Origin of the sequence: Arthrobacter sp. Rue61a (genome assembly GCF_000294695.2) — a bacterium.
Classification (GTDB): Bacteria; Actinomycetota; Actinomycetes; order Actinomycetales; family Micrococcaceae; genus Arthrobacter; species Arthrobacter aurescens_A.
Genome location: NC_018531.1, coordinates 1,838,299 through 1,864,854, shown reverse-complemented (window position 1 = coordinate 1,864,854; position 26,556 = coordinate 1,838,299). Strand labels below are relative to the sequence as shown.

Genomic DNA, 26,556 nt, shown 5'->3' with positions numbered 1-26,556 from the left:
TACATGAGTCCATCACGCAGTGCTCAGAGGAACGTCCGCGACGTCGTGTTCGTGGACGGCGTGCGCACACCCTTCGGCAAGGCCGGCGACAAAGGCATCTATGCGGGTACCCGCGCCGATGACCTCGTGGTGAAGTGCATCCGCGAATTGATGCGGCGGAACCCCTCACTGCCCGCGGACCGGATCGACGAGGTAGCCATTGCCGCCACCACCCAGACCGGGGACCAGGGCCTCACCATCGGCCGCACAGCGGCGCTCTTGGCCGGACTCCCCCGCACGGTACCGGGCTTCGCCATCGACCGCATGTGCGCAGGTGCCATGACGGCAGTAACGACGACGGCGAGCGGCATCGGCTTCGGCGCTTACGACGTCGTCATTGCTGGAGGCGTGGAACACATGGGCAACCACCCCATGGGCGCAGGCGCCGATCCCAATCCGCGGTTCATGTCCGAGCGCCTGGTGGACCCTGCGGCGCTGAACATGGGCAACACCGCGGAGAACCTGCACGACCGCTTCCCCGCGATCACCAAGGACCGCACGGACTCCTATGCGGCAGCCTCCCAGGCCAAACTCGCCGCCGCGTACTCCAACGAACAAATCCAGCCCGACCTCGTCCCCGTCGCCACCATGAAGCCCGGCCAAGGCTGGGCACTTCACACCATGGACGAGCCCCCGCGGCCCGGAACCACTGTTGCCGATTTGGCCGAACTGCGGACCCCGTTCCGCGCCCATGGCCGGGTGACCGCAGGCAACGCTGCCGGATTGAACGACGGCGCCACTGCCGCCGTTCTCGCGTCGGCCGAAGCCGCTGAAGAACTGGGGCTCTCAGTCAAGATGCGCCTCGTTTCCTACGCCTTCGCCGGCGTCGAGCCTGAGGTGATGGGTATTGGTCCGGTTCCTGCCACGGAAAAGGCCCTGAAGAACGCAGGGCTGGGCATCGAGGACATTGGACTCTTCGAAATCAACGAGGCCTTCGCCGTGCAGGTCCTCAGCTTCCTGGACCACTTCGGCATCGCGGACGACGATCCCCGGGTCAACCGCTATGGCGGGGCGATCGCCGTCGGACATCCACTTGCTTCCTCGGGTGTCCGCCTGATGAACCAACTCGCGAGGCAGTTCGAGGAAGACCACTCGGTTCGCTACGGCATGACCACCATGTGCATCGGCTTGGGCATGGGCGCCACGGTGATCTGGGAAAACCCGCACCACGCCGCCTACCAATCGTTCACCGCTGACCAGGCCATCGCAGCCACCACCGAAGGAGCCGCCGCATGAGCGCCGCAGAATTCCAGAAGCTCGCCGCCCTTTTCCCTGACGAAGTTGTCACACACTCCTACGTGCAGGACATCCAGTTGCCGGGCGGCGCAGGGACCTTCGCACTGATCACCCTGGACAACGGCCTTGACCACACCAAACCCACCACGCTGGGCCCCAACACGCTCGTTGAACTCGGCGGCGTTTTGGAGAACCTCAAGGAGCGCGCCACCCGGGGAGAGATTGTTGGCGTAGGCGTCACGGGCAAACCCTACTTCCTGGTGGCAGGTGCCGACCTCTCTGCCGTAAAAACACTCAAGGAACGCGAACACGGGCTCTGGATGGCGCAGCTCGGCCACGCCGTTTACAGCACCCTGGCAAATCTGGGCGTTCCAAGCTTCGCCTTCATCAACGGCCTTGCCCTGGGCGGCGGGTTGGAGATTGCCCTGCAGTCCACCTACCGGACCGTTTCCACGGGTGCCGGCGCCCTTGCCTTGCCTGAGGCCTTCATTGGCCTCGTACCGGGCTGGGGTGGCGTCTACATCCTGCCGCGCCTCATCGGTCCCGAGAACGCGGTCAAGGTGATGATCGAGAATCCCCTCAGCAACAACCGCACGCTCACCGGACCGCAGGCGTTCGAGCTCGGCGTGGCCGATGCCATCTTCGAACCCGCCGACTTCGTGGAACAGTCGCTCGCATGGGCGGCACGGGTTATCTCCGGCGACGTTACGCCTGAGCGGAAGAACTCCGTAGATGCGAGCGATGAAACAGTCGCCGGCCGGTGGGCAGCCGCGGTAACCGCAGGACGGGCATTTGTGGAGTCCAAGACCTCCAATGCCTCCCCTGCCCCGGCCAAAGTGCTGGATGTCATGGAAGCCAACCGCACCATGACCCAAGCAGAGTCGGCTGAACTCGAGTGCGAGACCCTTGCGGGGCTCATGCAAACCGACGAGTTCCGCTCCACGGTGTACGCGTTCCTGGACCTCGTCCAAAAACGCTCCAAGCGTCCTGCGGGGGCTCCTGACCGCAAGCTTGCCCGTCCGGTCACCAAGATCGGCGTTGTGGGTGCAGGGCTCATGGCAAGCCAGCTGGCACTGCTGTTCGCCCGGCAGCTGAAAGTCCCGGTGGTCATGACGGACATCGATCAGGCGAGGGTGGACAAGGGCGTCGCGTACGTCCACGCCGAAGTCGACAAGATGCTTGCCAAGAAACGGATCAAGCAGGACGCCGCCAACAGGACCAAGGCGCTCATTACGGGTTCCGTCTCCAAGGAAGCCTTCGCTGACGCCGACTTCGTCATCGAGGCCGTTTTTGAGGAACTGCACGTCAAGAAGCAGGTCTTTGCCGAGGTGGAAGCGATCGTTTCTCCCGAGTGCATTCTGGCCACTAACACGTCCTCCCTGTCCGTGACTGCCATGGCGGAAGATTTGAAGCACCCCGAACGCCTGGTGGGTTTCCACTTCTTCAACCCGGTGGCTGTCATGCCTCTGTTGGAGATCGTTCGGGCTCCCAAGACCGACGACGCCGTCCTGGCCACCGCGTTCGAACTCGCCAAGGGACTCAAGAAGACCGCCGTCCTGGTCAAGGATGCCGCAGCGTTCGTGGTCAACCGCATCCTGCTTCGCCTCATGGGCGAGGTCATCGCGGCGTTTGATGAAGGAACCCCGGCGGACGTGGCAGACAGCGCACTGCGCCCCATGGGGCTGCCTATGTCGCCGTTCACTTTGAGCGCCATGGTTGGCCTACCAGTAGCCCAACATGTACAGGAGTCACTGCACGCCGCGTTCGGCGACCGGTTCCCGGTCTCGCAAAACCTCCAGAAGCTCATCGACAACGGAGTGAAGAGCCTCTGGGTTCCGGGCCCCGACGGGACTCCTGTCATCCCGGCAGAGACACTGGCCATCATGTCCTTCGGCAACACCCCTTCCACTGGTGAGGAAGTCCTCCGACGCACCCAGGACGCCTTGGCCGAGGAGATCGGGCTGATGCTGGAAGAGGGCGTCGTGGCCGGACCGGAAGACATCGACCTTTGCGTCATCATGGGCGCCGGGTGGCCGATGTTCCTGGGCGGCATCACGCCGTACCTGGACCGGGTGGGCGCATCCGAGCGGGTCAACGGCAAGCGGTTCCTCGCCGCCGGCGTAGCGTCGGCACCCGCTTAAGTCCCGCAAGAGCATAGGAAGAAGGGCCGTGCCCGGAGCAGTTGCTCCGGGCACGGCCCTTCTTGTGTGGCGCGTGTTTGGCCTAGAAGAGTGCCACCTTGGGCGCGCGGGGGAAGATCTCGTCCAATTCCTCGCGATCCTCCTGCGTGGGCACCCAGCACACGGCTTCGGCGTTCTCGCGGATCTGCTCCGGACGGGTGGCACCGGCGATGACGCTGCTGACGCCGGGCTGCGCGGCCAACCAGGAGAAGGCCAACTGGAGCTCGCTGATGTCCCGTTCCTTGGCGAACTGGCCGAAACGGCCAAGCTGTTCCCAGTCGGCATCGTGCACCAGGTTGGTCCGGGTGTGGCTCAATCGTGAGCCTTCCGGAGCTTTCCCCGCAGAGTACTTCCCGGTGAGCAGCCCGTTGGCCAGGGGAAAGTACGGAAGGACACCCAAGGAGAAGGCCCCGGCAGCGGGAAGCACTTCGAGTTCGGCGCGCCGATCAAGGAGGTTGTAGTGGTTCTGCGTCGAGATGAAGCGGACACCACCTGATGGTGATTGTCGTGCTACATATTCAGCTTCTGCGATCTGCCAGCCGGCAAAGTTGGAGTGGCCGATATACCGGACCTTGCCGCTGGACACCAAGTCATCCAAGGCGGCCAGGGTCTCCTCGATGGGGGTGCGCGGGTCCGGGGTGTGGAACTGGTAGAGGTCGATCCACTCAGTATCCAAGCGGCGAAGGGACGCCTCTACGGCCTTGATGATATAGCGGCGCGAGCCCCGGGCGTCAAAGTCGTTGCCGTTGACTCCGTGCATATCCATACCGAACTTGGTGCCGATGACCACGTCATCGCGGCGCCCCTTCAGCGCTTTGCCCAGCATGGTTTCGCTGAGGCCCGGCTCACGCCCGTACACGTCGGCAACGTCGAAGAAAGTCACCCCGGCGTCTAGCGCGGCGTGGACAACAGCGTCCGTACCTTCCTGGGATTCGGTGGGAGTATTGGCGCGGCCCAGGTTGTTGCAGCCCAGCCCAACAGCTGAGACGGTCAGTCCGGAACGGCCAAGGCGTCGGTATTCAGTCATGGATTCAGCCTATACGGCGCCTCGGCGCACATAGTCACCCAAGGCAACAAACACTGGCTAGCCAGTGCCGTAGGAGATCCCGGATTCCTCCATGGCATCTTCCAGTTGAGCCAGGGCGACCGGACCCATGCCGTGGAGCTTGGTAAGTTCAACTTCGCCGAACTCGGCCAGTTGCTCCAGTGTCTCTATCCCTTCGTGGGCCAGGGCTCGTCTCGCCGGCGCGGCGAGACCCTTGGGCAGTGGCGTATGTCCGGGCCAGTTGCTCTTGGAAGACATGGAGATCCCTCCTGATGCGTTGGGTGCTACTTAGAGAGTAAAGCCCACACCCTGCTTGGGCGAGTGCTTCACACGGAATGCCCTTGGGTCGCTATGAGGCGCTGCTGCCACCGTGAGCTTGGTGAAGTCCAGGTCCTCACCACGGACGCAGATCTTGATGGCATTCACTGCTTTGTTGACGTCCGGGCAGAGGCAGAAGATGTTCAGGTGGCCATTGCCGATTTCTGAACGGTCCACGATGCCCAAGCCCCGCCACGCCAGTTCGCCGGTGAGTGCGGCCTTGGCCTTCCGCTCAAGATGCCGGTCACGTTCGGTGCCGTCCTTGGTCTTCAGCGCAATCTGGGCAACTACCCAAAACTGTTCGGACTCCGGAATTTCGGCATAGCCGTCTTCCTCGCATTGCGCGGCGAAAGCAGCCATCAAGCCATCCACGGCAGAATCGTCGTCAACGTTTGCTTCGTCGGTCTTGCTTTGGTGGCCCACTACACCGTGGTTGACCACGAACTGCTGGTCTTCGTCGTCATACCAGGCCTCCCGGAAGTGGAGAACTCCTTCGTCGTCGCGCTTGTACGCGCGGATGATGCCGCTCATGCTCGTCCTTTCCTGAACCACTCGGCGCTGGTGCTGGTGGCTCCATTGACGTCGAAAGGTGCTTTCATGGTGTCCACTGCCTCAAAGAGAGCTGCGCATTCTGCGCGCATTGTGTCCACCGTCTGTTGCGGATAGCCCATGGCCACCCGATGATGCTCAAATTCGTCTTCGTCGTCCACGAACACCCCATGCTTGGTGGAACGGATGACGTCCAGATCCATGTCGATCATGTGGAATTCAGTGACGCCCGGCTTGATGGGATTCCAGTCATGGCCGGTGGCCAGGTCAACGTAGATCCTGAAGTCGCCCGGGTAGCTGTCGTCGTAGAACGTGGCCACGAAATCACCGTGCCGCGGGACCAACAGGACTGCATCCGACGCGGTATAGAAAGCCGCGCCCGGGCGAGCGCAAAACTCGCCGGCCCCCTGAAATATCCACCAACCATGAATGTCTTCCCCAAGGTAGCGGCCAGGCACCACCCAGTGCGCTTTTCCGTCCCATTTCCTGTTCCTCGACACCACGAGGTCACCGGGCTGTAATGCGCCCGGAACGCGCCCGTCCGTCACAGGGTTGGCAGGCTGCCGGTGGTGGGGTGTTCCTGGCCCGGGAGGGGCCTGGCGAAGGGGACCTTTGTTCCCAAAACCTGGGCCACGACGTCGTGGGTTATTTTCTGGGCGGTGAGTCCCACGCGTTCCAGGACCTGGCTGCGGGAGCCGTGCACCAGGAACTCAACCGGCAGGCCCACTTCGTTCAGGGCGGTGTCTACACCGGCAGCCCGCATTTCCTGCCGTATACGGGAACCCACGCCACCTGCTCGGACTCCGTCCTCGATGCAGATCACCAGGCGGTGACGGGCGGCAAGGGCGATGATCGACTTCCGGACGGGCAGTACCCACCGCGGATCCACTACTGTGGAGCTGATGCCTTGGGCCCCCAAACGGGTAGCGACATCGAGTGCGAGTTCTGACATGGCGCCGACGCTGACAATCAGGACGTCGTTCTCTGTGGAGCCCTCCGGGCGGCGCGCGAGGATGTCCACGCCGTCGTGAAGCCTGTCGATGGCTTCAATTTCGGAACCGACGCTGCCCTTGGAGAACCGGACCACTGTGGGGGCATCGTTGATGGCGACGGCCTCACGCAGTTCTTCGCGGAGGCGGGTTGCATCGCGGGGGGCCGCCAGATGAAGTCCGGGCACGATTTGGACCATCGCCATGTCCCACATCCCGTGGTGGCTGGGCCCATCCGGGCCGGTCACTCCGGCACGGTCCAGGACGATAGTGACGCCTGCTTTGTGCAGGGCGACGTCCATGAGGAGCTGGTCAAAGGCGCGGTTCAGGAAAGTGGCGTACACGGCAACCACCGGGTGGAGGCCACCGAAAGCCATTCCCGCGGCGGACGTCAGAGCATGCTGTTCTGCAATGCCGACGTCGATCACACGCTCCGGGTGGCGCTCAGCGAACTTGTGCAATCCCACGGGGATCAGCATGGCGCCGGTGATCCCCACGATATCGGAGCGTTCATCCGCGATATCCGCGATCTCTTCAGCGAACACCGAGGTCCAAGACCTGGCTCCCGGCATTTCCGTGGGCTCGCCCGTTTCCGGGTCAATGATGCCTACCGCATGGAACTGGTCTGCTTCATTGGCCAGGGCCGGTGCATAGCCGTGGCCCTTTTCCGTCATGGCATGCACAATGACCGGTCCGCCATAAGCCTTCGCGGTGTTGAGCGCATGTTCCATGGCTTGCAGGTTGTGTCCGTCAACCGGGCCGATGTATTTCATGCCAAGGTCTTCGAACATGCCCTGCGGGGCCCACCAGTCCTTGATGCCCTTCTTCATGGCATGCAGGCTCTTATAAGTGAACTGACCCGCCGGGCCGCCGTCCTGAAGCTTCTTCTTCCACCAATCCAGCATGCGCTCGTAGGCCGGTGTGGTGCGCAGGGAGTCGATGGTGGGACGCAACGAGGCAAGGTAATCGGCAAAACCGCCAACAGTGGGAGCGTATGAGCGCCCGTTGTCATTGACGACGATCACCACGCGGCGCCGCTTGTCAGCGGCAATGTTGTTGATGGCTTCCCAGGCCATGCCGCCGGTCAGCGCGCCATCGCCAACGACGGCGACGACGAACCGGTCGCCCTCGCCGGTCAGCTGCCGGGCACGCGAGATGCCATCTGTCCAAGACAAGGAGGACGATGCATGTGAACTTTCCACGATGTCGTGCTCGGACTCGGCACGGTCCGGGTAGCCGGACAGTCCGCCTTGCTGGCGAAGTGTGGTGAAGTCCTGACGTCCGGTGAGCAGCTTGTGCACATAGGACTGGTGACCGGTATCGAAGACGATGCTGTCCCGCGGAGAGTCAAAGTTCCGGTGGACAGCGAGGGTGAGTTCAACAACGCCCAGGTTGGGACCCAGGTGTCCACCCGTTGCGGCTACGTTGGTGATCAGGAATTCCCTGATTTCGCCGGCCAGTTGTTCCAGCTCGGTGCCGGACAGTTTGGCCAGGTCCCGTGGATCCTTGACGGTTTCCAAAAGTCCCAACGGCCCTCCTTAGGGTGAATGACGTGCTTGTTAACTCTAGCGCGTGCCCGGGGCTGCGCGTTGCGCCGTGGATTCGAGCCACGGCATTGTTCTCCCGGGCCGGCCCCCGGGACGCCAACAGCCCCGGCTGGTCGGGCGACCAGCCGGGGCTGTCCGGCTTCTGAATCAGCTGCTAATCAGCCGGTTCGTTATGCCGAGATCTGGCGCAGAACGTACTGCAGGATGCCACCGTTGCGGTAGTAGTCCGCTTCACCCGGGGTATCGATGCGCAGAACGGCGTCAAAGGACTTGGCGGTTCCGTCTTCGGCCGTGGCAGTCACCTTGAGCGTCTTCGGCGTGGTGCCGTTGTTGAGCTCGGTGACACCTTCCACTGCAAACGTTTCCGTACCGGTCAGGCCCAGCGTTGCTGCGGACTCACCGGCGGGGTACTGCAACGGAAGGACGCCCATGCCAATGAGGTTGGAGCGGTGGATGCGCTCGTAGCTTTCGGCGACGACGGCCTTGACGCCCAGAAGCGCCGTGCCCTTCGCTGCCCAGTCACGGGACGAACCGGAACCGTATTCCTTGCCTGCCAGGACAACCAGGGGCGTTCCTGCTGCCTGGTAGTTCTGGGCTGCATCGTAAACGTACGCCTGGGGCGCACCCTCCTGGCTGAAGTCGCGGGTGAAGCCACCTTCAACATTGTCCAGGAGCTGGTTCTTGATACGGATGTTGGCAAAGGTACCGCGGATCATGACTTCGTGGTTGCCACGGCGTGAACCGTAGGAGTTGAAGTCCTTGCGCTCCACACCGTTGGCCAGAAGGTACTGGCCTGCGGGAGTGTCCGACTTGAAGGAACCGGCCGGGGAGATGTGGTCCGTGGTGACGGAATCGCCAAGCTTCAGGAGCACGCGGGCGCCTGAGATGTCCTTGACGGGATCCGGCTGGGCCTTCATGCCCTCGAAGTACGGGGGCTTCCGGACGTAGGTGGAATCTTCGGCCCACGCGAAGGTGTCACCGGCAGGGGTGTCGAGGGCCTTCCAGCGATCGTCGCCGTCGAAAACGCCTTCGTAGCCCTTGGCGAACATAGCCTCGTCAATGGAGGAGTCGATGACTTCCTGCACCTCAGTGGGGTTCGGCCAGATGTCCTTCAGGAAGACCTCATTGCCCTCGGAGTCGGTGCCCAGGGCATCGGTGTCGAAGTCGAAGTCCATGGAGCCGGCCAGTGCGTAAGCGATGACCAGCGGCGGGGACGCCAGGTAGTTCATCTTTACGTCCGGGTTGATGCGGCCTTCGAAGTTACGGTTACCGGAGAGGACTGCGGTGACGGAGAGGTCGTTGGCCTGGATTGCCTCGGAGATTTCCGGCTCAAGCGGACCGGAGTTACCGATGCAGGTGGCGCAGCCATAACCCACGATGTAGAAGCCGAGCTTCTCCAGGTACGGGGTAAGGCCGGACTTTTCGTAGTAGTCAGTGACAACCTTCGAGCCCGGGGCAACGGAGGTCTTGACCCACGGCTTGGAGGTCAGGCCCTTGTCCACGGCGTTGCGTGCAAGGAGGGCCGCAGCCAGCATGACGGACGGGTTGGACGTGTTGGTGCAGGAGGTGATCGAAGCGATCGACACTGCACCGTGGTCCAGCTCGAACTCGCGGCCATCGGCGGTGGTCACCTTGACCGGCGTGGACGGGCGGCCATTCGCACCGTTGGCGGCGGAGTAAACGCGCGCCGTCTCCGTGGTATGCGAATCAGCGTGCGTGAAGGACGGCGCATCCGATGCCGGGAACGATTCGTCCAGGGACTCGTCCACGCTGCCGTCTTCGATGGCGACGTAGTTGTGGATGTCCTTGCGGAACTGCTCCTTGGCATCCGTGAGCTCGATGCGGTCCTGAGGACGCTTGGGGCCCGAGATGGAAGGAACAACAGTGGACAGGTCCAGCTCGAGGAACTCGGAGAAGCGCAGTTCGCGGGAGGGGTCGTGCCAGAGACCCTGTTCCTTGCTGTATGCCTCCACGAGGGCGACATTCGCTTCGGAACGGCCGGTCAGGCGCAGGTAGTCCAGGGTGACGTCGTCGATCGGGAACATGGCAGCCGTGGAACCGAATTCCGGGCTCATGTTGCCGATGGTGGCGCGGTTGGCCAACGGCACAGCCGCAACGCCTTCACCGTAGAACTCAACGAACTTGCCAACAACACCGTGCTTGCGCAGCATTTCGGTGATGGTCAGCACCACGTCAGTAGCGGTAGCGCCAGCCGGGATGCTGCCCTTGAGCTTGAAGCCCACAACGCGGGGAATCAGCATGGAGACGGGCTGGCCGAGCATGGCTGCTTCGGCTTCGATGCCGCCAACGCCCCAGCCCAGGATGCCCAGGCCGTTGACCATGGTGGTGTGGGAGTCGGTGCCAACACAGGTGTCGGGGTAGGCACGGACAACGCCGTCTACCTCGCGGGTCATGACTGTGCGTGCCAGGTACTCGATGTTGACCTGGTGGACGATGCCGGTTCCCGGGGGAACAACCTTGAAGTCATCGAATGCGGTCTGGCCCCAGCGAAGGAACTGGTAGCGCTCACCGTTGCGCTGGTATTCGATCTCCATGTTGCGCTCCAGTGCGCCGGAGTTTCCGAAGGCGTCGATCTGGACGGAGTGGTCGATGACCATTTCTGCAGGCGCCAACGGGTTGACGCGCTTGGGGTCACCGCCGAGCTCCTTGACAGCTTCACGCATGGTCGCCAGGTCCACGACGCAGGGAACGCCGGTGAAGTCCTGCATGATGACGCGGGCGGGGGTGAACTGGATTTCCGTGTCGGGCTCCGCATTGGGATCCCAACCGGCCAGGGCGCGGACATGGTCAGCCGTAATATTGGCGCCATCCTCAGTCCGCAGGAGGTTTTCAAGCAATACCTTAAGGCTGAACGGAAGGCTGTCTGCGCCCTCTACGGAGTTCAACCGGAAAATTTCATAGTCGGTGCCGGCTACATTCAGTACGCCTTTGGAACCGAAGCTGTCCACAGTGCTCATGGCAGGACTCCTCTCGCAACAGTTTCATCTTTGTCGCGTGGTTGGCCGCTAGCCAGTTAGGCGCACCTTACTTAGCCTGGCGGCATCTCTCTTGGTCACCCCGGTCCGCGGCGTTGATTTCTGCGGACCGGGACTACTACAGCCATCGTAGTGGCATACTCCGGCGTTGCGTCACTGATCAGGTGCCGCTGTGAAAACAAGCAGTTCCGCCTGCTGCCCCATGGAAGGCGGACCGCGCCACGGCTAGGCGGCAGGAACGATCAGCCCTACAGTTTCCAGGTGATGGGTGTTCGGGTAAAGATCGAAGGCCCGCAGGGACTCCAGTCGCCAGCCACCTTGATGGAAGTAACCCAGATCACGTGCAAAGGATGCGGGATCGCATGACACATAGGCGATTGCACGGGGTCCGGTGGCCATCAATTGCTTGACCACGGCCTTGCCTGCTCCGGCACGTGGTGGATCCAGCACCACCGAGTCGAAGCTGCGGGCACGTTGGTGCAGGACCTTCTCCACACGTCCCTGCACAATTTCCACCTGGGCTTCACCGTGCAGGTTTTTTCGGGCGTCGCGGCTGGTGCCCGGCGCGCCTTCAACGGAAAGTACCGAACCGGTAACTCCGACGACGTCCGCCAAGGGCGCCGTGAACAGGCCGGCGCCGGCGTAGAGGTCGGCCACTGTCGCGCCGGGCTGCAAGTAGCCGCCGCCGGAAAGATAGCCCGTCACAGCGTCCACCAGCGTGTCCGGGGCGTCCTTGTGGATCTGCCAGAAACCCTCACCGGTCACACGGTACTCATGGCCTGCTGCGGTTTCCTGCACCCAGGTCCTCCCCCGAAGCTGCAGGACTTCGCCCTTGCTGGGATCGAAGCCGGCAACCGAGACATGGTGCGGCAGCTGCGAAAGGATGCTGTGCAATCTCTTGGGGCTGGTCGATTCTTCCGGAGCCAGCAGAATCAGGGGCCGCGAACCGTTGGCGGGCACGGCAACTTCCACACGGGCGATGCCGGACAGGTCAAGGTCCCACAGCTTCAGCTCGTTGACGCCCGTAAGCGCCAACGGCATCTCCTTGATGGGAAGCACTACGTCTGAACGGTGTGCGTGCATGCCCAACCGGCCCTTGGGGGTCACCGCGAAGCTGGCCCGCGTACGCCAGCCGAGTCCGCCGTCGTGCTGATCTCCCACGGCTTCCACCTCGGTGGTGAGGTCCAAGCCGGCAAGCCGCTTGAGCTGTTCCGCCAGCACGTCCGCTTTCAAGGCCCGCTGGCGCTGCAACGAAATGTGGCCGAGCTCGGCACCGCCCACCGGCGGAGCCCCGCGGCTCCATGAGCCCAGCGAGTCCGCCTGCTTCCAGAAGTGCGGAACGCGGTCGGGTGAGGCTTCCAGGACCTCGACGACGTCGGCACGCCAGAAGCGCGACGAGTCGCCGGAGTCGGTCAACCGGATCCGGACTTTCTCTCCCGGGATGGCGTGCCGGACGAAGATGACGCGCCCTTCATGCCGTGCGACGAAGTGCCCTCCGTGGGCTATGGGGCCTACATCCACCACCAGTTCAGTGGCGGGCGCATCCTGGTCTCCGGAGTGGTGTTGGGGGGAATTGCTGTGGGAGGTCATTTAGGTATCCTGCAGTGCCTTTGCTTCTTCGGACGATTTCAACTGCCACGGGACGCTGGCAACCATGACTCCAGGTTCAAAGTGGAGCCTCGTCTTGATTCTGAGTGCTGTTTGGTTATGGACGAGTTGTTCCCACCATTTGCCCACCACATATTCGGGGATGTACACCACGATCAGGTCCCGCGGTGAGTCGCGGCGCATGTTCTTGATGTAATCCATGATGGGTGTCACGGTCTCACGGTAGGGGCTGGCCAGAACGGTCAGGGGAACGGGGATTTCCAGCTTCTCCCAATCGCGGACCGTCTGGGCTGTCTCTTCAGCACTGATGTCCACGGTCACGGCGTCCAGGCGCGATGGCCGCGACGCCCGTGCATATGCCAACGCCCTGAGGACCGGCTTGCGGACGTGGGAAACGAGGAGAACCGCGTGGACCCTGGTGGGAAGTGCACGCGGTGAGGAATCCTCGTCCACGGCCAGCTCCCTGGCCACGTTGTCGTAGTGGGCACGAATGCTCCACATGATGAGGAAGAGAACAAACATGGCGAGCAAAGCAATCCAAGCGCCTTGCTCGAACTTGGTGATGAGGACGATGACAAGGACCAAGGCCGTCATCCCGAAGCCCAGCATATTGATGGTCCGTGACTTGATGATACGGCGGCGGACGGCTTTGTCCCTGGCGAGTTTAAGTTCGCGGCCCCAGTGCCGGATCATGCCGAGTTGGCTGGCAGTGAAGGAGATGAAGACGCCCACAATGTACAGCTGGATCAGCTTGGTGACATCTGCGTTGAACGCGAGAATCAGGACCAGCGCCCCGGCTGCCAACGCAAGGACGCCATTGCTGAACGCAAGCCTGTCGCCACGGGTGCGGAGCTGCCGGGGCAGGTAGCCGTCTTGGGCAAGGATCGAACCCAGCACGGGGAAGCCGTTGAAAGCCGTGTTGGAAGCGAACACAAGGATGACGCCGGTGGCCGCAACGACGACGTAGAAAAGAATGGAGCCGGACCCGAAGATGGTGTCTGCGATTTGGCTGATGGCAGGTGTCTGGATGTACCCCTCAGGAAGTGGCTTTCCGTCCACCAGGAACTCCCGGGCAGGATCCAGGACGATGTGCACCTTGGTGGCGTTGGCCAGGTAAAGGATGCCTGCCAGCATGGAGGCTGCGATGACGCCGAGCAGGAGCAACGTGGTGGCCGCGTTTTTGCTCTTGGGCTTCTGGAAGTTTGGTACGCCGTTGCTGATGGCCTCGACACCGGTCAGCGCGGCGGCGCCCGATGAAAAGGCACGCAGAAGCAGGAAAGCCCCGGCCAGGCCCACCAGGCCCTCATCAAATCCGGGCTCAGGGACGATGGTGAAGTTGGCGGAAGGTGCCTCCCCCAAGGTGCCGGTGACCGCCTGAAAGATACCCACCCCGGTCATTCCAAGGATGGACGCCATGAAGATGTACGTCGGGACAGCGAAGAGCGTCCCGGCTTCCTTGACTCCGCGAAGATTGACCAGCGCCAGGATGATCACGCCAATAGTGGCAATCAGTGCCTGCTGGCCATGGAGTGCCGGGATGGCGGTGGTCAGGTACGTCGCCGCTGATGACATGGACACGGCAACCGTCAGCACATAATCCACCAGCAAGGCGGAGGCGACGGTAAGACCGGCGTACTTGCCGAGGTTGACGTTGGCAATCTCGTAGTCGCCGCCTCCGGACGGATACGCGTGCACGTTTTGGCGGTAGGACGCCACCACCGTGAGCAACACCACCATGACGGCCAGGCCCACGAGCGGGGAGAAAGCCACGGCGCTTACGCCGGCAAGGGCGAGCGTCAACAGAATTTCGTCGGGGGCATAAGCCACCGAGGACAGGGCGTCCGAGGCGAAGATCGGCAAAGCGATGCGTTTGGGCAACAAGGTGTGGGACAGGCGGTCGTTCCTGACTGGCCGGCCCACCAACACCCGCTTCGCGGCATTCAGAATTGTCAGCACTCCGCAAAGCTACTCTGAATCCCCAGGGATGTCATGACGGGTTGTCGCCGGCTTAGCCACGCGGCACCGGTAAAGTCATACCGAGCGGGATGGACAACACACATTAGGAGACATGGTGGCTCACTTCGTGATCATGGGTTGCGGCCGTGTTGGCGCAACCCTGGCACACACTTTGGAGGATGCCGGCCACTCGGTGGCCATCATCGACCAGGACGAGCGGGCCTTCCGCCGGTTGCGCAACACGTTCACTGGGCGCAAAGTCACCGGAGTCGGGTTTGATCGGGACACCCTGAAACAAGCCGGCGTGGAAGAGGCCTATGCCTTTGCCGCCGTATCCAGCGGCGACAACTCGAACATCCTGGCCACGCGTGTGGCCCGCGAAACCTTCCATGTTGCCCACGTGGTGGCACGGATTTATGATCCCGGCCGCGCCGAAATCTACCAGCGGCTCGGCATCCCCACGGTGGCAGCCGTCCGCTGGAGTGCCGACCAGGTCCTGCGCCGCATCCTTCCCGAGCAGCACCTCGCCGGTGACTACCGCGAGCCGTCGGGCCGCTTGGTACTGGCCGAAGTGGATCTCCACGAGGATTGGATCGGACACAGCATGGACTCCATCGAGTCCGCCGCCGGAATCCGCATCGCCTTCCTCACCAGGTTTGGTGAGGGCCTGTTGCCCCAGGCCGGCACCGCATACCAAGAGGGCGATACTGTCCACGCAATGGTGAGCCTGGACAGAACCTCCGAGATCAGCCGGATCCTCGCCAAAGCACCCGCCAAGGAGTCTTAGTGAAAGTTGTCATTGTTGGCGCGGGCAGCGTCGGCTCGTCCATTGCGCGTGAGCTGCTGGCCCACAAACACGAGATCCTCCTTATTGACTTGAAGCCCGAAGTCATCGGACGCAGCGGGCTTCGAGGTGCCCGCTGGCTGGTGGGCGACGCCTGCGAACTCAGCACCCTGCAGGACGCCAAACTTGAGGATGCCGACGTCGTGGTTTCTGCCACAGGCGACGACAAAGTGAATCTGGTGGTATCACTGCTCGCCAAGACCGAGTTCGGTGTGGGACGGACAGTTGGGCGCGTCAACAATCCCAAGAACGACTGGATGTTTAATGACTCCTGGGGCGTGGACGTCGCAGTCAACACCCCGCAGCTCATGACGGCCCTGGTGGAAGAGGCTGTTGAAATCGGCGACATCGTGCGGCTGCTGACCCTGCAAACAGGCGTGGCATCGATCGTTGAGTTCACGGTTCCCCACGATTCCCATGTCATCGGGAGCACGGTGGGTGGTATCGACTGGCCGGAAGACGCAACGCTGGTGGCTATCCTGCGCGACCACGCACCCATCACCCCCACACGCGATGACGTCCTGGACGGCGGCGACGAGCTGTTCTTCGTCACCACCATCGCAGCGGAAGACGGGCTGCGGGCCCTGTTGTCACCAGCGGCCGAGGACGGCCAGGAACCTCGTGAGGGGTCCTCCGAAGCAGCAGATCAGTCCGCTGAAGACGACGGCTTCGACGGCTGAGTCGCCGGCTTGGTGACCAGCCAGGCCACCCAGAGGCCCAGGATGTACAGCGGGGCCCCCATCAGGAGCCTGGTGGTGGCCAACGCTGTCAGGCCGGGTTCACCCATGAAGTACAGCGGCACCTGAACCACCAGGCGGAGAGCAAGCACCGCCACCACGATCCACGTGCCCAGGCTGTAGGCGCGGAGCCTTTCAGCATCCTTCCGCCACTCAAGTCCCTCGTTGCGCACGAAACCGAACAGAAGCCCCGCAACCGGCCACTTGAGCACGATGGAGAGCACCATGCCCGCGATATAGGCGATGTTGGTGAAGAACCCCAGGACATAGAAGTCCTCTGCCTTACCCGTGGTGTTGGCCAGCCACGCGGAAATACCCACGCCCACCACGCCGGCCAATGCCTGCGTCAAGGGCCGCCGCTGGATCAGGCGCACCACGGTGAAGACGGCGGCGGTAGCCAGCGCCGCGATAAGAGACGGCGTTAAATCCCGGGTGATGGTAAAGGCCACCAGGAAGACCAGTCCGGGAAGGATGCTCTCGGCAATGCCCTGTACCCCGCCCGCTGACTTCAGCATGTCGACGTGCCCCGCGCTGTTCCGGTGAAGGCCGGCCTTTTCGGCATATCCCGCAGCGAGCTCGGACACACTGGGTGAGTCCGGACCGGCCTTAGCCGCGTCGGGCAGCACAACGTGGTCCTCCGGGGGCGTGGGGCGCCCTGTGTCCTTCGGTTCTGATCCGTTTGCCACGGTCATAGGTGCTCCTGACGGGAAAGTATTTCGTATCGGGGATTGAACATGGCCGGTAGTCCATCAACCTGGGTCACCATGCCGTTCAAGCGAAGTTGCACACCGGCTTCAATGCCGGGAACCCGGGTCCTGCCCAGCCAGATCACACGGAGGCGGTCATAGGACTTCCGGGCTCCGCCGGGAGCGGACGCACGCTGGTCCCCCGGCCTCAGGGCATCCACCACCACAGCCGAAAAGAATGGTTGTTCGCTGGGCGGTTGATGCGTTACGGATTCAATGAAGCCGGTACATACAGCTCTGCCCCGTGCAGGAAGATCACGGACTCCTTGCTCAGGGGGCCTCTGACCGGGCACACCGCTGCCGCCGGGGGAATCAACCAATCTGGGTGATCTCCGGCCCTCGCTCCGGCTGCTGCATTGCGGGCGCTGCCGGGGGAACCGCACCCTGGGGTGCGCCCGCTTGGCCCGGTACCGCGGCATCCTTGGGCAGGCGCAGCTGCAACAGTTCGCGCGGAGGCATCGGATTGTCCCCGCGGACCACCACAACTTTGCGGAAGAGGTCTTCCAGCCCCGCTGCGGCATCACGTTCCAAGGCAGCCTGCCCGCCAAGGACACCACGGAGGAACCATCGGGGCCCGTCCACACCCATGAAGCGGGCGGCACGGAAGCCGCGGCTGCCGTCAGCCGCCTCAGCGGGCAGTTTGGCCACGAGTTCCGTGCCGAAAGCTCCGGAAACCTCCTCGGTTTCCCCGCCTTGGCTCGCCACCGACTGGGTGATCTGCTCGCGGATTTCGTCCCAAAGACCTTCGGAACGCGGCGCCGCGAACGCCTGGAGCTGCAGGCTCGAACCGTTGAGGTCCATGGTCACGGCCACCACGCGTTGGGTGGCTTCTTCCACCTCAAGCCGCAGTTGGAGACCATCCGCCGGTGCGATCAACAGTGCACCGAGGTCGACGTAGCCCTCGCGGCTCTCGATCTCGTCTATGTCCAAGGGGCCTTTGCCAAGGCGGAAATCGCCGGGCGTACCGGACCCGCCTGGTTCGGAAGTCAGTGCCTCGGCACCGGACTCCTCAACAGTGCCGGCGGTTTCGGACCGATCGTCCTTGGACTTCTTGCCGCGCCCAAAAAGCATTGGGTTTTCTCCTTAGTAGTGGTCTATCCCCAAGTAAACCGCAACCACGTTAAACCTCGCTAAACCGCGCACATACGTCAATCGTTTGGTGTGCGGTACACGCCAGGTTCGGTAGTCTCTCAGGCCTTCGGTGCGTTGAATCCACCCGTGGACCCGAAGCCGCCGGTTCCACGAACGGACTCGGACAGTTGGTCAACAGCCACGAACTGCGCGTATTCGACGCGCTGAATCACCATTTGTGCAATTCTATCGCCGCGCTTGAGGTCAATGGCATTTTCCTGGTCGGTGTTCAGGAGCGTGACGGCGATTTCGCCACGGTAGCCTGCGTCCACAGTGCCGGGAGCATTGACCACCGTGAGTCCATGCTTGGTGGCCAGCCCGGAACGGGGGTGGATCAGGGCAACGAAACCTTCAGGCAACGCAATGGAGACGCCCGTTGGAACGAGTTTCCGTTGGCCGGGAGCAAGGTGCACATCCACACGTGCGCGGAGATCGGCACCGGCATCGCCAGGGTGCGCGTAGGACGGGGCCTCCAACCCGGCGTCGAGCATTTTCAGCTGCACTTCCAAAGTGGGGGCGCTGTAGGCTGCTGTGGTTTCGCTGCTGTCCGCGACTGCGGAGCTCTGGTCTGTGCTGAATACTGCGGTCTCGTTGCTCACAATGGTCCATTCTACTGGGACCACGGCCAGGGCCCGATAAGCTGGACCCATGCCTACGCCTGACCAGTCCTCCCCCATGCCTGCCCGGAACACCCCTTCGGCCTCCGACGTCCTGTACACCGAGAAGTTGTGGCCGTCTGTGTGGATCTGGGTTGTGGTGGTTGGCTTGTCCGGCGCCGGCGTCCTGATGTTTGGTCCCATCAGCGCGGCCACCGGCATCATCGCCGCCTTGGTGCTGCTGGCCATTATGACCATCATGTTGGTGCTCTCGACGCCCACCATCACCGTTACGGCTAACACCGTCAGGGTGGGTCGGGCCAGCATCGACCGCAAGTTCGTAGGGTCCGTCCAGGCATTCAGGAAAGCAGAGGCCACCGCTGAACGGGGTCCCCGCCTGAATGGACTCGCCTACATGTGCTTCCGCGGGTGGATCGACCCCGTGGTCAAGATTGAGATCACGGACCCCGCGGACCGGACCCCTTACTGGCTGGCGTCCTCCCGCCGGCCCGATGAGCTCGTTTCCGCCCTCACCACGCCACAGCGTTAACGCCGGGCCGGTCAGGAGCTGACGCCACCCGTGACGCCTTCCGTGGGGGTTCCCGGCCCCGCGGCAGCGACTAGCTCTCGCATTCGGTGCAGTACTGGTGGCCGCCCCGTTCCGCAGCGATCTGGGACCTGTGCTTGACCAGGAAACAGTTGAAGCACGTAAATTCATCAGGTTGGGGCGGCATGACCTGAATGAGGAGCTCTTCCCCGGACAGATCCGCGCCCGGCAACTCGAAGCCATCGGCGAGGTCGGTCTCGTCGACGTCCACCGCTGAGGACTGCTTCCCCGACTGGCGGGTCTTCAGTTCTTCCAGGGAATCCTCGCTGACGTCTTCCTCGGTCTTTCGAGGGGCATCGTAATCCGTGGCCATGGTCCTTCTTCGTCCTCCATACCTGTTCCGGGTTGGAAACCGGAGTGCAGCAACTCTCCTGCCGCCGGCTTAAGGGTGCAAACGCCGGACGCCCCGGATTTGTGCCCGATCTCGGCCAGATTGTCCTCCCCCACGCCCAAAAAGTCCATAGAACTCGATCTGGTGCGAAAAAGCTCGGGAAGCCTTCCGGAATCGATCGGCTTTCAGCGGAATATCACGGCACGCCCTTTGTCCTAGTAGGAAAAGGCCCCCGCGGGTGGCAGAGTTTCGAATGTCAGTTATGCCATGTGGTGGAGGGTGTTATGCAGGATCTACGGCTGGTAGGCGTCCACGACGACGGCGGGCATCTGCTCTTAAGCGGCCCGGGCGGTGCGATGTTCCAGCTTCCGATCGACGAGGCCCTGAGGGCCGCGGCGAGCCGCACCCCTGCCCAGGTGGCCGCACGCGCTTCCAACACGGCGATTGCCATGTCGCCCCGCGACATCCAGGCCCGGATCCGCAGCGGAGCCACGGCCACGGAAGTTGCTGAACTCTCCGGCCTCCCCCTTGCCAACGTCCAGCGCTATGAAGGCCCTGTGCTTGCAGAGCGTGAGTACGTAGTGCGGCAGGCCCGCAACATCGAAGTTGCCTCCCCTGCCCCCGGGCATGACATCTACCGCTCCGCTTTCGGCGACAACCCGGCCACTCTCGGGGAGATGGTTGACTACCGGCTTTCGGCGCACGGTATCGATTCCTCCACGGTGGATTGGGACTCCTGGCGTCGCCCGGACGGCACCTGGACCGTCGTCGCACGCTTCGAAACTGTTCCCGGCGCCCATGGAAGCATCGGCGAAGAGCCGCCTGCCATGTGGACTTTCAGTCCCCAACGCAAGTCCCTGCAGAATGCCAACCGCTGGGCCCAGCAACTCAGCGAACTTGAGCCGATGGACGGCCCGGTGCCTGCGCGACGACTTGCCGCGGTTTCGGACAGGCCGTTCGATTTCGAAACCGACGCCGAAACAGCAGCACGTGCGTCCGCGAAAGAATCAGACAGCCTCCTGGAAATGCTCCGCTCCCGGCGAGGCCAACGCTTGGGCGTGGACGAAGACGGCGATGATGCCTTGGCAGTGCTGCTGAGCAACGTTCCGGCAGCGCACCCGCGGCCGGGCGAGGAAAGTGACGAGGCGGCAGAAGAAACGGGCCATGCGGATGGTGAGCCGGCAGCCCCTGCCGCCGAGGAGCCCGCACGCAAAGACGGGCGCCCTTCGATGCTGTCGCGGTTGAGTCTGGCCCCGCGACACTTTGAGTCCCACGACGACGACGGCGACGACTCCCTGAAGCTCCACAATGGAGTCAGCACTGACACACGTGAAATAACGGTGGTAGCCAGCCCGCTCCGGCCCGTTACTTCCTTGGCGGGCCGCAAACCTGCAGGGCTCGACGAACTCCTCGGCGGCAGCGGCAACCCGGAACCCCGCGGGGAAGACGATTCCACCGGCTTGCAAGCTGCACATGACGTCCCTGGCGTCCCTCAGGATGAGACTCCCGTAGAGGACCAGAAAGACTCAGACGTTCGCAAGGACGTTGATGCCCCCGCGGAACGCCAACCCTCACGCCCCAAGCGGTCCAGCATCCCGAGCTGGGACGAGATCGTTTTCGGGGCTCGCGGAGACTAGCCCCGCGGAGATGGCAGCAACGGCTGGCTGGATCGGCTAGCCGTGCCGGAGAGCTCCTGCCCCCGGCCAGAGGCAAGCATCAATGTCGAACGGCAGCGGCTGGTCCGCCCCTGCCATCAGATTTGCGCCATGAGCCGTCACACGCCTCATGTAGTGCCGGCGGCATAACGTCTCGTAACCCACGGCGTGCGCGGGCACAGGCTCGTCGGGCACAGGCTCGTCGCCGCTGTTTTGGGGTGCGACATCGCCCACCATCACCTGGTCACCCTCCACCACCATGATGCCGTTCACGGTGCGGGCGTTCTGCGTTGCCCGTCGGCCACACCAGCACAAAGCTTCCACCTGCAGCACCTGCACTTTGTCCGCGAGTTCAATAAGCCGCTGTGAGCCGGGGAACAATCTGGTACGGAAGTCGGAGGTGATGCCGAACGCGAAGACGTCCACATCCATCTCATCCACAACCCGCGCCAACTGCTCCACCTGGGTGGGTGAGTAGAACTGCGCCTCATCACAGATGAGGTAGTCCACGCGGAGTCCGTTGGTCCGCCGGGCAACCACTTCGTCCCAGAAATCGGTGCCGCCCACAACCTCAACCGCATCGGTCTGAAGGCCCAGCCTGCTGGAGATCGTTGAATCACCTGCACGGTCGTTACAGCTGAACCGAACACCTCCGCGGCCCCGTGCCCGATGATTATGGTCCATTTGGAGGGCCAGGGTGGACTTGCCACAGTCCATGGTGCCAGAGAAGAAGACCAGCTCAGCCACGTTTGCCCTTCTTGCCGGCAGCGGCGAAGCACAACAGGGGTACTTCGCGCTCGGCCTTGGTCAGCGAACCGTGCTGCCCCACTACTTCGAGTGATGCCGGGCGGGCCCTCCGTGTGTCGTAGAGGGCCAGGGTGTCACGCGCTGCGATCATGACGTCGCCGATGCGGGGGGCGACCTCGGGACGCACCGGGCCGAATAACCCTGCATCCGCGGCCTGCTCTCGCGTAAAGGCCCATATCCTTTCACCAAAGCGACGACGCCAGGCTTCAATGAGGGCTTCCCGGTGGGCAGGGGCTGCGTCCGGTTCCAAGTAGAGATGGACCATGCGGGGCTCGCCGGCAGTGTGCCGGACACCGGCCACCAAAGATTCATCAGCGGAGTAATCGATCCTTTGGGACTCGGGAACGTCCAACATGCCGTGGTCGCCGGTCACCAGGATGGTGGTTCCGGGAGGCAGTGTGGCGGAGAGCCTCTTCACCGTGGAGTCGAGTTCTTCGAGTTGGTGCTCCCAGCGGTCGGACTGGCAGCCATAGCGGTGGCCGGCTTTGTCCAGCTCGTTGGCGTAGAAGTACATCAGGGAACGGCCGCCACCGGACATTGCCTCAGCGGCTGCGGCGGTCCTGGCATGCAGGGTGGTACTGCCCACAAAGCGGCTTCCCCGCAGAGCGGCCTGTGTCATGGGCGAGTTTCCGAACTGCGGCAGGCTGACGGTGACGACGTCCAGCTCTCCCGCCAGCCGTTCGAAGACCGTCGCGTGAGGCTGCCATAGCGCAGGATCCACCTGTGAATCCCAGTTGCCCAGAAGGTTGACTACCTTGTCTTGGGCGGGATCGAGGACGTCGTAGCCCACCATTCCGTGCTGGCCGGCAGGCAAACCGGTGCCGAGGCTCGCGAGGGACGCTGCCGTAGTGCTGGGGAAGGCGGCGTCAATCCATGGAGGGACATTGCGTTGTCCCTCAGCCATGACCGAACGGAGGAAGGGCGTGTGGGAGGCCTTCTGCTTCAGCAGGCTGCGGCCGAGGCCATCGGCGAGGACCACACAGACACGCTGCGTTGACGGCAGCTGAAGGTGGTTGGTGAAGCCGGGCATGCCAAGGGCCGCGGCGGAACTCGTCAGGACTTCGGCTATGGATCTGCTCCCGAAAAGCGGGGGCGATGGGAGGTCTGCGGCCGGGGCGGTCCCCGCAGCTGTGTTCACCGGGTTCTGTGCAGTTTCCCTCAACGCTGGTGTCCGCGGCTGAGGCGGTTGCTGAAGACGCCCGAACGCGGCCTCGGTGCCGGGATGCTGGCATGTTGGGCGGGTGTTGGGTTGCCCGTATTGACCGCACGCAGTGCACGGGCAAATGTCTTGGCGTCCTGGACTGCTTGGAGTCCGTCTGCCTCAGCGCTGATCCGCAGGACAATGTCTTCCTGGGCGATGGTTCCGCTGTAGCCGTGGTCGGCTTCGCACTGGGGATCCCCGCAGCTCGCCGGCCCCATGTCCAGGCGTTGCCCGCCGGACCAAGCGATGGAAACAGTCATCTCACGGACAGGATCGGACGGCTTGTAGTCCTGGGGTTGCGCATACATGTAGCTGAGCACCACCGAGCGGATCTGGGCCACAGGTACCGACTCAGTGGAAACCTGGGCGACGATCTGTTCTCCGGCCTCATCCAGCTGCTGGTCATCAACGTGGGTGATCACCAGCATGTCTTCCGTGAGCACCAGCACGGTGATGTGCCTGCGGACCTCGGCACGGTCGAAGTGGGTCTCCAGGTGGACCAAGTGGGAGAGGCACTCCCGGCCATCCAAGGCGTCGTCAACGACGTCTGCCACCAACCGCGGGTAGAAGCCTGCCTGCTGCAGCGCCTGGTCCAGGCTCTGTCCCTGCGAGCCGTGATGGTGGGCGGTGTGGTGCCCGGCGTTGGACGGGCGGGATTGAGGCGTCGGCGACTGGGTGCTCATTCCCCCATTTTCACAGATCGCTTGGTGACTACCTAACCGTGCGGTCCCTTCCTGTGGCTAACCCCGCATGGCGCGCCGGGCACTGTCCGTACGCTGCGCTGCGTTGCCGATCCAAACCTCCGCCCCCAGGATGGTGGCGCCTGTGGGATGTGCAAGGACGGGGTTGAATTCCACCAGCGCGATTCCAGGGTGGTCATCTTTTAGCTTGGCGAGCCTGGCTGCGATGTCCTCAAGGGCTGCCACATCTACGGCGGGCAGTCCTTGGTAGCCGAAGAGCTTCCGGGACGCCCGGGGTGAGCGGATGACATCGTGCAGATCGGCAGCCGATAGCGGCGGCACCCGATGGGCCCAGTCGTCCAGCAGGTTCACGGCATCTCCTGCCAACCCGAACGACAGAACCGGCCCCAGCAGGGGGTCTTCCATCGCACGGAAAGTGCAGGCCTGCCCCACAGGTGCCATCGCCTGTACTTCAAGTGAGGGTGATCCGTAAGGCTCCAAGGCGCGGCGCATTTGGGCGATGTTCTGCCTCAGGGACTCCGCGTCCTGGATATCCAGCCGAACCCCACCCAGGTCAAGTCGGTGCCGCAGCGCAGGATCGGTGGTCTTGAGAACTACGGGCCATCCAACGGTATCCGCGGCTTGCACGGCTTCATCAGAGGTACCAAATCCAAGCGACGGTACTACCTCGATTCCGTAGCCCGACAGCAGCGCCGCGGCAGCACCGGCGTCGAGCTTTCTGATCTTTTCGCCAGTGACGCCGGCCAGCATCGCGGTCAGCGTGTCCCTGGTGCCGTCCACATCGCAGTCCTCGGGCTCCACAAACAGCCCTTGGTCCCGGTCGCGCCACTGCGCATAGCGGACGATCGCAGCCAGAGCCGCCACGGCGGCACCGGCATTGGAGTAGCAAGGCAGCACGGGCTTCCCGGCTGTTCCTACCATGCCTTCCACCTGCACGGAGGGATCCAGGATTCCGGTGAACGCAGCCACCACCGGTTTTCCGGATTCAGCAGCGCATTCGGCCAAGACTCCTGCCAGCGCCTCCACGGTGAGTCCGCGGGCGGGGAGGAGTGCGGCAACCACGGCGTGGACGGACTCGTCCGCGAGGCTCTCCTGCAAGCTGGACCGGAGGGCAGGAACGGCGAGCGACATCCCTGCGTCGAGGTCCAGGTCCGTTACTAGTCGGGCTACGTCCAAACCGAGCGGCACTGCACTGTCCGCAACCACTTTGCCCAAGGCGACCGAGTTGGAATAGACAGCCAGGCCCGGCCCCTTGGGCAGTGCCTGCGAGGACGCAATCTGGGCTATGTCCATAAGCTGTTCAATGGTCTCGACGCGGATGACGCCCGCTTGGCGCATCATGGCATCCACGGCCGCGCCCGGCGCCTGGGTGGTCCGAACCTCGTGCCCGGGCGGAAGGCTAAGTCCCGTGACATCGGACTTGGCCACGATCACGGGCTTGCTGCGCGACAACCGCCGGGCGAGTCGGGAGAATTTACGGGGATTGCCGATGGACTCCAAATAGAGCCCCACGGCGGAGGTATCGGCGTCATCTTCCCAATACTGCATGGCATCGTTGCCGGAAACGTCGGCACGGTTTCCCGCAGACAGGAACGACGACAAACCTAGCCTGCGGCGGCTGGCGGCGGCGTAAACCGCCACACCCACGGCAGCCGATTGGGAAAACAAACCCAGGCTTCCCCTCGGAGGCATCGTGGGCGCCATGGACGCGTTCAAGGATACTGCCGGGTGCGTATTCAGGATCCCGAGGGACTCAGGGCCAATGACGCGCATCCCGTTTGCCCTGGCCCGACGCACCAGCTCGTGCTGGCGGGCGAGTCCCCGCTCGCCGTCGTCGGCGAATCCGGCAGTGGCCACCACAAGGCCCTTGACGCCGGCAGCTGCGCAGTCGTCAACTACCTTGTGGACTTCCTCATAAGGAACGGCGATGATGGCCAGCTGAACCGGCCCCGGGATCTCGGACAATTTCCCGAAGGAGATCATTCCGGCGAGTTCGAACGCTTCCGGGTTGACGGCGTAGACCGGACCTTTGAAGCCGCCTTCGATGATGTGCTCCAGCAGCTGGTAGCCCACCGTCCCCCACTTGCGGCTGGCACCGATAACAGCCACCGACGACGGCGACAACAGGTCGCGCACGCTGCGCGCCTCCGCGCGGTGCTCCCGTGACTCCATGACGGCACGTGATTTCTCCGTAGGATCGATGTTGAATTCCACGGAGACAACGCCGTCGTCGAATTGGCGTTTGAGGTCATAGCCGGCGTCTGCGAAGACCATCAGCATTTTACGGTTGTCCGGCAGGACCTCGGCCGTGAAGCGGCGGATCCCGTTTTCCCGGGCGGCAGCTGCCAGATGCTCCAGGAGGATGGAGCCGATCCCGCGGCCCTGGTGTGCGTCGGAAATGTTGAAGGCGACCTCAGCCTCGGCAGGATCCTCAAGCCGGTCATAGCGGCCGATCCCTATGATTTCGCCGCCGATGGTGATGACGAATGCGACACGGTTGATGTGGTCCACTTCCGTGAAGCGCCGCACTTCCTTGCCGGAGAGCTTGGGCTTGAAGGAGAAAAACCTCATGTAGATGGAGGCCTGCGACTGGCCCGCGTGGAAGGCCTGCAAAGCGTCCGCGTCTTCGGGTCGTATGGGGCGAAGGTGGGCTGTCCCGCCGTCGCGCAGCACGACATCGGCCTCCCAATATTCCGGATAAATGCCGACGCCGGGCTGATCCACCATAGGCTTAGCC

Annotated in this window: 24 protein-coding genes, 1 tRNA gene and 1 pseudogene; 8 read left to right on the top strand and 18 right to left on the bottom strand. The window is 63.2% G+C overall.

Annotated elements, in window-relative coordinates:
- Positions 1–3: 3 nt before the first annotated feature.
- Together ARUE_RS08510 and ARUE_RS08505 are read left to right on the top strand one after the other, a co-directional pair.
- Complete coding sequence (locus ARUE_RS08510) at positions 4–1,275, top strand: thiolase family protein (protein WP_011774499.1); 1,272 nt, start codon at positions 4–6, stop codon at positions 1,273–1,275.
- Positions 1,272–3,416: a 3-hydroxyacyl-CoA dehydrogenase NAD-binding domain-containing protein gene (locus tag ARUE_RS08505; protein WP_011774498.1), complete on the top strand. Its 2,145-nt coding sequence runs from the start codon at positions 1,272–1,274 to the stop codon at positions 3,414–3,416. Before ARUE_RS08510 ends, ARUE_RS08505 begins: the two co-directional genes overlap by 4 nt.
- An 82-nt stretch (positions 3,417–3,498) precedes the next feature.
- Here ARUE_RS08505 and ARUE_RS08500 read toward each other — a convergent pair whose 3' ends face one another.
- From ARUE_RS08500 to dxs, 5 genes are read right to left on the bottom strand one after another with little or no spacing between them, the layout of a single operon-like run.
- On the bottom strand, positions 3,499–4,482 hold the full coding sequence (locus ARUE_RS08500; protein ID WP_011774497.1) for an aldo/keto reductase: 984 nt from the start codon (positions 4,480–4,482) through the stop codon (positions 3,499–3,501).
- A 57-nt stretch (positions 4,483–4,539) separates the two neighbouring features.
- On the bottom strand, positions 4,540–4,758 hold the full coding sequence (locus tag ARUE_RS08495) for a helix-hairpin-helix domain-containing protein (RefSeq protein ID WP_011774496.1): 219 nt from the start codon (positions 4,756–4,758) through the stop codon (positions 4,540–4,542).
- Between the two features lie 30 nt (positions 4,759–4,788).
- Positions 4,789–5,349, bottom strand: coding sequence for a hypothetical protein (locus ARUE_RS08490; protein WP_014921411.1), 561 nt, complete (start codon positions 5,347–5,349; stop codon positions 4,789–4,791).
- The gene (locus ARUE_RS08485; RefSeq protein WP_011774494.1) at positions 5,346–5,915 is read right to left on the bottom strand and encodes a DUF402 domain-containing protein; all 570 of its coding nucleotides are present in this window, start codon (positions 5,913–5,915) and stop codon (positions 5,346–5,348) included. Before ARUE_RS08485 ends, ARUE_RS08490 begins: the two co-directional genes overlap by 4 nt.
- The gene (dxs, locus tag ARUE_RS08480) at positions 5,912–7,885 is read right to left on the bottom strand and encodes a 1-deoxy-D-xylulose-5-phosphate synthase (RefSeq protein ID WP_014921410.1); all 1,974 of its coding nucleotides are present in this window, start codon (positions 7,883–7,885) and stop codon (positions 5,912–5,914) included. Before dxs ends, ARUE_RS08485 begins: the two co-directional genes overlap by 4 nt.
- A 23-nt stretch (positions 7,886–7,908) precedes the next feature.
- Here dxs and ARUE_RS24105 point away from each other — a divergent pair, with 23 nt between their 5' ends.
- Positions 7,909–8,049: a hypothetical protein gene (locus tag ARUE_RS24105; protein ID WP_162486132.1), complete on the top strand. Its 141-nt coding sequence runs from the start codon at positions 7,909–7,911 to the stop codon at positions 8,047–8,049.
- A gap of 24 nt (positions 8,050–8,073) precedes the next feature.
- Here the strand turns inward: ARUE_RS24105 and ARUE_RS08475 are convergent, their stop codons facing one another.
- From ARUE_RS08475 to ARUE_RS08465, 3 genes are all read right to left on the bottom strand, one after another.
- Positions 8,074–10,881: an aconitate hydratase gene (locus tag ARUE_RS08475; RefSeq protein ID WP_011774492.1), complete on the bottom strand. Its 2,808-nt coding sequence runs from the start codon at positions 10,879–10,881 to the stop codon at positions 8,074–8,076.
- 243 nt (positions 10,882–11,124) lie between these two features.
- Entirely contained in the window at positions 11,125–12,489 is a 1,365-nt protein-coding gene (locus tag ARUE_RS08470; RefSeq protein ID WP_014921409.1) for a class I SAM-dependent RNA methyltransferase, read from the bottom strand.
- Positions 12,490–14,463, bottom strand: a complete 1,974-nt coding sequence (locus ARUE_RS08465) for an APC family permease (RefSeq protein WP_014921408.1) — start codon at positions 14,461–14,463, stop codon at positions 12,490–12,492.
- Positions 14,464–14,578: 115 nt separating this feature from the next.
- Between ARUE_RS08465 and ARUE_RS08460 the strand changes: the two genes are divergently transcribed.
- Together ARUE_RS08460 and ARUE_RS08455 are read left to right on the top strand one after the other, a co-directional pair.
- Positions 14,579–15,250: a potassium channel family protein gene (locus ARUE_RS08460; protein ID WP_017198905.1), complete on the top strand. Its 672-nt coding sequence runs from the start codon at positions 14,579–14,581 to the stop codon at positions 15,248–15,250.
- Positions 15,250–15,987: a potassium channel family protein gene (locus ARUE_RS08455; RefSeq protein WP_011774488.1), complete on the top strand. Its 738-nt coding sequence runs from the start codon at positions 15,250–15,252 to the stop codon at positions 15,985–15,987. Before ARUE_RS08460 ends, ARUE_RS08455 begins: the two co-directional genes overlap by 1 nt.
- Here ARUE_RS08455 and ARUE_RS08450 read toward each other — a convergent pair.
- The 4 genes from ARUE_RS08450 to dut all read right to left on the bottom strand — a co-directional run bounded on the left by ARUE_RS08450 (position 15,954) and on the right by dut (position 18,520).
- The gene (locus ARUE_RS08450; protein WP_014921407.1) at positions 15,954–16,736 is read right to left on the bottom strand and encodes a DUF3159 domain-containing protein; all 783 of its coding nucleotides are present in this window, start codon (positions 16,734–16,736) and stop codon (positions 15,954–15,956) included. The genes ARUE_RS08455 and ARUE_RS08450 overlap by 34 nt on opposite strands.
- Positions 16,733–16,951, bottom strand: a complete 219-nt coding sequence (locus ARUE_RS24650; protein WP_238324569.1) for a hypothetical protein — start codon at positions 16,949–16,951, stop codon at positions 16,733–16,735. The genes ARUE_RS08450 and ARUE_RS24650 overlap by 4 nt, the downstream gene beginning before the upstream one ends.
- Positions 16,952–17,102: 151 nt before the next feature.
- Positions 17,103–17,861 carry a DUF3710 domain-containing protein gene (locus ARUE_RS08440; RefSeq protein ID WP_014921405.1) on the bottom strand — a complete coding sequence of 253 codons (759 nt, stop codon included), beginning with the start codon at positions 17,859–17,861 and terminating at the stop codon, positions 17,103–17,105.
- Between the two features lie 119 nt (positions 17,862–17,980).
- A complete protein-coding gene (gene dut / locus ARUE_RS08435) occupies positions 17,981–18,520 on the bottom strand; it encodes a dUTP diphosphatase (protein ID WP_043471120.1) in 540 nt (179 codons plus the stop codon).
- A gap of 76 nt (positions 18,521–18,596) precedes the next feature.
- Here dut and ARUE_RS08430 point away from each other — a divergent pair, with 76 nt between their 5' ends.
- Positions 18,597–19,067, top strand: a complete 471-nt coding sequence (locus tag ARUE_RS08430; RefSeq protein WP_014921403.1) for a DUF3093 domain-containing protein — start codon at positions 18,597–18,599, stop codon at positions 19,065–19,067.
- 70 nt (positions 19,068–19,137) lie between these two features.
- Here the strand turns inward: ARUE_RS08430 and ARUE_RS08425 are convergent, their stop codons facing one another.
- Entirely contained in the window at positions 19,138–19,437 is a 300-nt protein-coding gene (locus ARUE_RS08425) for a DUF4193 domain-containing protein (RefSeq protein WP_011774483.1), read from the bottom strand.
- Positions 19,438–19,739: 302 nt separating this feature from the next.
- Between ARUE_RS08425 and sepH the strand changes: the two genes are divergently transcribed.
- A complete protein-coding gene (sepH, locus tag ARUE_RS08420; RefSeq protein WP_187329934.1) occupies positions 19,740–21,092 on the top strand; it encodes a septation protein SepH in 1,353 nt (450 codons plus the stop codon).
- 36 nt (positions 21,093–21,128) lie between these two features.
- Here sepH and ARUE_RS08415 read toward each other — a convergent pair whose 3' ends face one another.
- Genes ARUE_RS08415 through ARUE_RS24095 form a run of 4 tightly spaced genes read right to left on the bottom strand, consistent with a single transcriptional unit; the run spans position 21,129 to position 25,592 of the window.
- On the bottom strand, positions 21,129–21,857 hold the full coding sequence (locus ARUE_RS08415; protein WP_011774481.1) for a thymidine kinase: 729 nt from the start codon (positions 21,855–21,857) through the stop codon (positions 21,129–21,131).
- Complete coding sequence (locus tag ARUE_RS08410; protein ID WP_014921401.1) at positions 21,850–23,079, bottom strand: alkaline phosphatase family protein; 1,230 nt, start codon at positions 23,077–23,079, stop codon at positions 21,850–21,852. The genes ARUE_RS08415 and ARUE_RS08410 overlap by 8 nt, the downstream gene beginning before the upstream one ends.
- Positions 23,076–23,801 carry a DUF5998 family protein gene (locus ARUE_RS08405; RefSeq protein ID WP_011774479.1) on the bottom strand — a complete coding sequence of 242 codons (726 nt, stop codon included), beginning with the start codon at positions 23,799–23,801 and terminating at the stop codon, positions 23,076–23,078. The genes ARUE_RS08410 and ARUE_RS08405 overlap by 4 nt, the downstream gene beginning before the upstream one ends.
- 57 nt (positions 23,802–23,858) lie before the next feature.
- The gene (locus tag ARUE_RS24095; RefSeq protein WP_162486228.1) at positions 23,859–25,592 is read right to left on the bottom strand and encodes an acetate--CoA ligase family protein; all 1,734 of its coding nucleotides are present in this window, start codon (positions 25,590–25,592) and stop codon (positions 23,859–23,861) included.
- On the opposite strand from ARUE_RS24095, the gene ARUE_RS24090 reads away from it, so the two are divergent.
- Positions 25,577–25,678 (top strand) — tRNA-OTHER (locus tag ARUE_RS24090). The genes ARUE_RS24095 and ARUE_RS24090 overlap by 16 nt on opposite strands.
- Before the next feature lie 43 nt (positions 25,679–25,721).
- On the opposite strand, the pseudogene ARUE_RS24920 reads toward ARUE_RS24090, so the two are convergent.
- Positions 25,722–26,546: pseudogene (locus ARUE_RS24920) on the bottom strand (GNAT family N-acetyltransferase); the annotation flags it as partial.
- Positions 26,547–26,556: the final 10 nt, after the last annotated feature.

Bases quoted from the DNA above. Each gene is read 5' to 3' on its own strand.
- ARUE_RS08510 (WP_011774499.1), top strand. From the start codon at position 4: ATGAGTCCATCACGCAGTGCTCAGAGGAACGTCCGCGACGTCGTGTTC.
- ARUE_RS08425 (WP_011774483.1), bottom strand. From the start codon at position 19,437: ATGGCCACGGATTACGATGCCCCTCGAAAGACCGAGGAAGACGTCAGC.
- ARUE_RS08440 (WP_014921405.1), bottom strand. From the start codon at position 17,861: ATGCTTTTTGGGCGCGGCAAGAAGTCCAAGGACGATCGGTCCGAAACC.
- ARUE_RS08500 (WP_011774497.1), bottom strand. From the start codon at position 4,482: ATGACTGAATACCGACGCCTTGGCCGTTCCGGACTGACCGTCTCAGCT.
- ARUE_RS24095 (WP_162486228.1), bottom strand. From the start codon at position 25,592: ATGCGCGTCATTGGCCCTGAGTCCCTCGGGATCCTGAATACGCACCCG.
- sepH (WP_187329934.1), top strand. From the start codon at position 19,740: ATGCAGGATCTACGGCTGGTAGGCGTCCACGACGACGGCGGGCATCTG.
- ARUE_RS08405 (WP_011774479.1), bottom strand. From the start codon at position 23,801: ATGAGCACCCAGTCGCCGACGCCTCAATCCCGCCCGTCCAACGCCGGG.
- ARUE_RS08450 (WP_014921407.1), bottom strand. From the start codon at position 16,736: ATGACCGTGGCAAACGGATCAGAACCGAAGGACACAGGGCGCCCCACG.
- ARUE_RS08490 (WP_014921411.1), bottom strand. From the start codon at position 5,349: ATGAGCGGCATCATCCGCGCGTACAAGCGCGACGACGAAGGAGTTCTC.
- ARUE_RS08470 (WP_014921409.1), bottom strand. From the start codon at position 12,489: ATGACCTCCCACAGCAATTCCCCCCAACACCACTCCGGAGACCAGGAT.
- ARUE_RS08495 (WP_011774496.1), bottom strand. From the start codon at position 4,758: ATGTCTTCCAAGAGCAACTGGCCCGGACATACGCCACTGCCCAAGGGT.
- ARUE_RS08475 (WP_011774492.1), bottom strand. From the start codon at position 10,881: ATGAGCACTGTGGACAGCTTCGGTTCCAAAGGCGTACTGAATGTAGCC.
- ARUE_RS08430 (WP_014921403.1), top strand. From the start codon at position 18,597: ATGCCTGCCCGGAACACCCCTTCGGCCTCCGACGTCCTGTACACCGAG.
- ARUE_RS08505 (WP_011774498.1), top strand. From the start codon at position 1,272: ATGAGCGCCGCAGAATTCCAGAAGCTCGCCGCCCTTTTCCCTGACGAA.